The following is a 1,593-nucleotide window of genomic DNA, read 5'->3' as shown; positions in this document are numbered from 1 at the left end:
GCAGGAGGTGGCGGATGCCGTGGGTGGTGACGAGGTGCTTGGCGAGGAGGGCGCCGAGGGTGCCGGTGCCGCCGGTGATCAGGACGGTGCCGTCCGGGTCGAGCGGGGTGGCTCCGGCGGTGTCCGGGGTGGCGGCCCTGACCAGCCTGGGCACGGTCAACCGGCCTGCTGAGAGAGTGAGTTCGGGCTCGTCGTCGTCGGCGAGGGCGAGGGGCAGGAGGTCATGGCCGGTGGTGTCGAGACGGACGAGGACGATGCGGTCGGGGTGCTCGGCCTGGGCGGACCGGGTCAGTCCCTGGACGGCGGAGGCGGCCAGGCCGTCGGCGTGCCGGGTGGCGACGAGGACGCGGGCGTCGGCGAGGGACTCGTCGGCGAGGGCCTGCCGGAGGGCGGCGAGGGCCTGCTCGGCGAGGTCGTGGGCGCGTGCGGGGTCGTCGCCCGGGGCGGTGCCGAGCGGAAGATGACGGAGCACCTCGGCGCCCGCGGTGCGCAGCGCCTCGGCGGACGCCTCGTCGCCGATGACGACCCAGGGGCCGGAGACGGGGGTACGGCCGGTGAGCTCCCGTGCCGTCTGCTCCACCCGGTACAGCGGGTGACGGACGGCGGTACGGACCGCGGCGAGCTGCTCGGGCGTGATCGGGCGGCCGGTCAGCGAGTCCACCGTCAGGACCGGAAGCCCGTCGAAGTCGAACAGGGACAGCCGGGCGTTCTCCGGGCCGGTCTGCGACAGCCGCACCCGGAGCGCGCGGGCGCCGACGGCGTGCAGGTCGACGTCCGTCCACGAGAACGGAAGCCGGATGCCCTCGGGCCCGAGGTCGAGCAGGGAGGCGTGCAGGGCGGCGTCCAGCAGGGCGGGGTGGATGCCGAAGTCGTCGGTGCCGCCCTCTCCGGGCAGCACGACCTCGGCGTACAGGTCCGTCCCACGCCGCCAGGCGGCCCGCAGACCCTGGAAGAGCGGACCGTAGTGGTAGCCGCGCGCGGAGAACCGCGGGTAGAACTCGTCGACCGGGACCGGGGTCGCTCCGGCCGGCGGCCAGGCCTCCTCGACCGATGGGCGGCCGGGGGCCTCGGCGGTGACCGTGCCGACCGCGTGCGCCGTCCACGGCTGGTCGTCGCCGGCCGGGTCGGCTGGGCGGGAGTGGACGGTCACCGTACGGCCGGCCCCGCCCTCCGCTGGGCCCACCGCGACCTGGACCTCGACGGGGGTGTCCTCGGGGACCACCAGCGGGTGCTGGAGCGTGAGTTCGGCCAGGTGGGGTTGGCCGGTCCGCTGACCGGCGTGCAGGGCCAGCTCGACGAAGGCGGCGCCGGGCAGCAGCACGGTGTCCAGCACGGCGTGGTCGAGCAGCCAGGGCTGCCTACGCAGCGAGACCTGGCCGGTGAACAGGTGGGTGCCGTCGGGCAGCGTGGTGGCGGCGGCCAGTACCGGGTGGTGCAGCGGACGCAGTCCCGTGCTGCCGAGGTCGGTCGTGGTGACCGGCTTGAGCCAGTACGACCGGCGTTGGAAGGGGTAGGTGGGCAGGTCGATGGGGTGGGTGGGGGTGGTGGGGAGGGGCCAGGTGACGGGGGTGCCGGTGGTGTGGGCGTGGGCGG

Annotated in this window: 1 protein-coding gene; it reads right to left on the bottom strand. The window is 75.5% G+C overall.

Going from position 1 to position 1,593, the window contains the following annotated elements:
- On the bottom strand, positions 1-1,593 hold a 1,593-nt coding region (locus tag ACZ3TI_RS40960; protein WP_465735686.1), incomplete at both ends, for a polyketide synthase dehydratase domain-containing protein.

It is taken from the genome of Kitasatospora sp. NPDC023120 (assembly GCF_055560835.1).
This window is presented reverse-complemented; position numbering and strand designations above follow the sequence as displayed.